The organism is Achromobacter semiaridum (assembly GCF_053543755.1).
Genome location: NZ_JBLVOL010000134.1, coordinates 106,959 through 111,174, shown reverse-complemented (window position 1 = coordinate 111,174; position 4,216 = coordinate 106,959). Strand labels below are relative to the sequence as shown.

The following is a 4,216-nucleotide window of genomic DNA, read 5'->3' as shown; positions in this document are numbered from 1 at the left end:
ATCCGTGAGGGTGGCGAAACTGGTAGACGCAAGCGACTAGGGGCTCCGGGTCCGGAGTGGGAATAGGGCGCCAGAACTGAAACCTGAAATCCCGAAATCGCTGGCATGTGCGGGTTCGATCCCCGCCCCTCAAAAGAAGCCGGGCACGCGCCCGCATAATCTCTGTCTCGGTGCTGCACACCAAGCACCGCGAGCATTACCCAACACTAGGCATGGTGTGACTTTCGGCCCCATCTGGCACGCGCTCGATGGGGTCTTTTTTCGCGCTGGTTCGCCTATTCCAGAGGGGTGTTTGGACTTGCGTTTGTAAGTCCTTGATAAATAACGACAAATGGGGTCTTCCGAATACCAGATTCGGAAACGAAGCCCATACGAGAGCCGGCCGGAATCGAGGACCGATTTAAACGCCCGCAGAGCGCGCCGCGACCCGAGATGGTGGGTAGAGTCACCCAGGCCCAAACAAGCCCCACAGGATGCGATTGGCAGGGCAGCACCAGCGTCGATTCCCGTAGACGAAGAGAGCAACCCGCGCTGACCCGACCCAGCCCGATTCCACGTAAGCGAAAAGGAGCAATCGGCGAAACCCGAACACGACGAAGATCATCTCCTACAGAGAGAACGACCGTAGAGAGAAAGAGGAGATCGACACACCGGAGAGGAAGACCCACACCCAGACAGAGAACACCGGAGAGAGGAGCAACCATCCCCATGAGTAGAGAGAGGAAGAGCGCACAGAGGCATCCACCCATACAGAGGAGAGAGAAGACTCCACACCCAAGAGAGAGGGAACGCTTCCTCCCTACATGCCACTCTCACGCGCAAAGGTAAGGTTTTGGGCCTTCAAGTGATCTTCTAAACGCGCTTCCGTGGCGAAAACTCTCCCCCTGCAGCCAAAGCCAAGAGCCAAAGGGGTCTATTCGCCAAGAGAGATAAGCGCCACGTGTTCGGCGCGCTCCCAGTCACACGGTCTGCCTCTCTGTATACGGCTGGGCTCCAGTTCGCCTCCCATCCGATTTTTATATTCGGCTGCATCCTAGTTCGCTTGGCTTCCTCTCTGTAGAGAAGGACATGCCTACAGAGAGAGCGGAAGAGCTGGACGAGGCCCGGTCGGCGTAGGCAGGGCAGGCATCTCCTACAGAGAGAGGAAGAGATGGACTTGGCGGATCGGGTTCCTACACTGAGACGAGCCACACCGGGACGCGCACAGTAGAGGTTCTGTCGCACCACACCCTAGAGAGAGAAGAGAGCATGCGTCATCCGATCCAACACCATGTCCTGTCCAACGAAGAGAAGTGCCAGGCGGGCGGTGTTCCTGCGCAGATCGTCGAGTTTGAGCCGGAGACCGACACCTTCCTGATTTCCCCCGACTGGGCGCGCTACAACGAAGGAAGCGGTGACCAGAAACTGGAGCGCACCGACTTTGTCGACTTCAAGCCCTTCAGCGTGCCTGCCATCTGCATCGGTGCGTTCACTGACAGCCTGCCCGAGAGCCCCGAGGAGCTGGTGGGCGAGTTCATCATCATTCCGCACCCGGGTCACTGAAGCTCGCCTCCTGAGTCTTTCCCCAGAAGCCCCGCAAGGGGCTTTTTCAGGACCAGGTCGTAGGCGGCAGGAGAGGGTCTTGCACACGGGTCTTTAGGACGGTCTTTAGGACGGTCTTTTAGGACGGTCTTTTGAGGGGTCTTTTCAGGAGTCTTTTTCGTCCTATTTTTGGGGCAAGGCAGCGCACACCGGAGTAGGCACGGGAATCGACCATGTGTGCGAGTGTGTGAGAGACCTTCAGCTCGGCAAAGCTGTAAGCGCCAAGCGACCACAGGGAGAATGGGTTTTGTCGCTTCGACACCCATCAATTTTTCTCTAAGGCAGACATCTATATGGCAAACGCAGCTTCCGGTAATATTCCCCTCATCATCGAACTGAAGGCAGAGCCGATCTTCCCGCCGGCCAGTTCCGGCGGCATCGACCTCGACGCCTACGAGCAGATGCAAGACCGGGAAGAGGAGCAGATGCTGCGTTTGCTGACCAGTCGCCGCGGCGTTGCACGCGCCCGCAACAACTACTGGAACTGAGCCCCGCCTCGCAAGACCTCACACCCACGCAATACAGGACGGGCTGATGCACCCAACCCCGTAGAAGCAATGATCTGGAAAGACCTGGGCACCCACTGAGGTGCCCATTTTCATGGCTGCGCGCATCGCACCGCTGAGCACAGAATCGTTGGCGACCACACCGCACCACACCGGAATAGGAGAGGGCGCCCGGCACCGCGGTCCTCGGATTTCATATACGGCTGGCTCCTAGTTCGGGTTGGATTCCGGGTTTAGCCGTGGACGGTAGGAGAGCGGTCAGGCTGCGGCCCTGGGCGCCTATATACGGCAGGATTCCTGTATACGGCTGGCTCCTAGTTTGGGCCCAAATCCGAGCCCCTGGGACGGGCCGCCGAGCCCTCGGCGCCCCTCGGCGGGGGTGGCTGGGCCCGGCAGGCGGTAGGCAGGGGCAGGCGCCACCCCGGCGCCGCATCGCCGCCACCCTGCGGCGCCATAGAGCCAGGCCTACCGCCACGGGCGCGGCGCCAACCCTGCAGGCCACGCCCCGGCGCCTCCGCCTCGTGGGCAGGCCTGGTCCGCGTCGCCCGCGCCCGCCAAGGGTGCGCGTCCTGTAAACGCCCGTTTACATTGCCCGCGCCCGCGACTAGCACGCGCCGCGCAGCCACACCAGGGAATTCCGGGCGCTGCCCGATTGAAATTGTTAATCAGCGCTATAGAAATATTCAATGACGAAAAACCGTATGCACATGGTTTTGTCGCTACGAATTCAGTTAATATCTTTCTACCGCATCAACGAATGCGGGAATTCAAAAACTCATACATAGATAGGTCAGACCATGCAAAACCAAACTTTCGCCCAAGCAATCGTTAACCAGAACGCTGCTTACATTGCCCGTCATGAAAAATCGGGCAAGAAACCGAATCTGAACAACGCGGGTTTCAACCCTGATTTGTTCGCTGCTTACAAGCACGTCACCAGCGACTTTACCGCGCCCGTCGTTGAAAAACTCGAAAGCATGGGCGCTGACCTGACCGACATTTTCGCCCGCATCGCAACCGTCACCAATACGAAAGAAGCATTGCGCACCGTGCAATTTCTGCTCTTTCTCGCTACGACCGATGCGCGGTATGTGAAAGCGTCGGTGCGCACCGCGCTGCTTTCGTTCGCGGGGTTGATGCTGGGTGCGCGTGACCGCAACGGGTTGCGCTATGTCGCTACGGGCAAGGGCGATGAAATGACCAGTGAGCAAGTCTCGAATGTCGCGGGCAAGAATGAGGTCCAGGGGATTTTCGGGAAAACCAAAAAGCAGTCCGTCGATACGCAAATGTCGGTGTCGGTCAAAAAGGGCGCAACCGCGGGCATTCTCCCGCTGCTGGGTATGGTTGTCCCCAGCGCTGACGCGAAAGCGGGCGTTATCAATGACGCAAACCCGCTTGCTACGCGCTTGTTTCACCTGATTAGCACCGCTGCGCCCTCTACGCTTGCCCTCTGGGTCGGCGATGACGAAGTGACCGCATAACCCCATGCCCCGCACGGGGCGCGCTCTGCGCGCCCCATTCGACACCCCACACAAAGCCCCGCTATGATGAACCTTCAAGCCCTTGCGCAAATCGCTGACACCTTGCCCGTTACCGGGTTCGCAATCCCCAAACGTGCGCGCCCCAATGCGCCCGCGTCCCCGGTCCCCGTGGTTGCTGCTTTCGCAGAAACCGTTACCCCGAAGAAACCCGCGCGGGTTGACCTTGCGAAAGCAATTGAGGACATGGGCGAATGGTGCGATGACGTGCATGACATGCCCGCATCAATCGCAATCGACATGACGTAACGCGCCCCGATGCGATAATGCCCGATGCTCAATAAATGACCATCGGGCATTGTTACGGATTAGGTGTTGACAGGCAGGGTTGTCACCCTTAGATGGAAATCGCCCGGTCGTAGCCCTTCACCGGAAATTTTTGCCAGCCAAAAACGGGTTTCCTTAGCCTCTTGCCAAGGTGCCCAATGCCCGAGCCAAGTGCCCGCTCGGACCTTTCCAAATCCCAGTTCCCCCAGCCCCGTTGGACCATGCGCCAGGCTCCTGCCGGCCGGCTCCCAGCACGCCTGATCCTTATCCTCCATCGGTGTCCCGCGCGGTCGCCTCCCCCGCGGCTTCGCCGAGCGGCGGTCG

General features: G+C 59.3%; 4 protein-coding genes and 1 tRNA gene. All 5 read left to right on the top strand.

Annotated features, from left to right (window positions below; all coding sequences use genetic code 11):
- Window positions 1-5 precede the first annotated feature (5 nt).
- The 5 genes from ACNPP0_RS27745 (at window position 6) to ACNPP0_RS27725 (ending at window position 3,874) form a co-directional block, all read left to right on the top strand.
- Window positions 6-134: transfer RNA gene (locus ACNPP0_RS27745), tRNA-OTHER, on the top strand.
- A gap of 1,114 nt (window positions 135-1,248) precedes the next feature.
- Window positions 1,249-1,542, top strand: coding sequence for a hypothetical protein (locus ACNPP0_RS27740; protein ID WP_448707687.1), 294 nt, complete (start codon window positions 1,249-1,251; stop codon window positions 1,540-1,542).
- A 332-nt stretch (window positions 1,543-1,874) separates the two neighbouring features.
- The gene (locus tag ACNPP0_RS27735) at window positions 1,875-2,069 is read left to right on the top strand and encodes a hypothetical protein (RefSeq protein ID WP_313065441.1); all 195 of its coding nucleotides are present in this window, start codon (window positions 1,875-1,877) and stop codon (window positions 2,067-2,069) included.
- An 815-nt stretch (window positions 2,070-2,884) separates the two neighbouring features.
- Complete coding sequence (locus ACNPP0_RS27730) at window positions 2,885-3,568, top strand: hypothetical protein (RefSeq protein WP_448707686.1); 684 nt, start codon at window positions 2,885-2,887, stop codon at window positions 3,566-3,568.
- Window positions 3,569-3,631: 63 nt separating this feature from the next.
- Window positions 3,632-3,874, top strand: coding sequence for a hypothetical protein (locus ACNPP0_RS27725; protein ID WP_448707685.1), 243 nt, complete (start codon window positions 3,632-3,634; stop codon window positions 3,872-3,874).
- The last annotated feature ends 342 nt before the right edge of the window (window positions 3,875-4,216 follow it).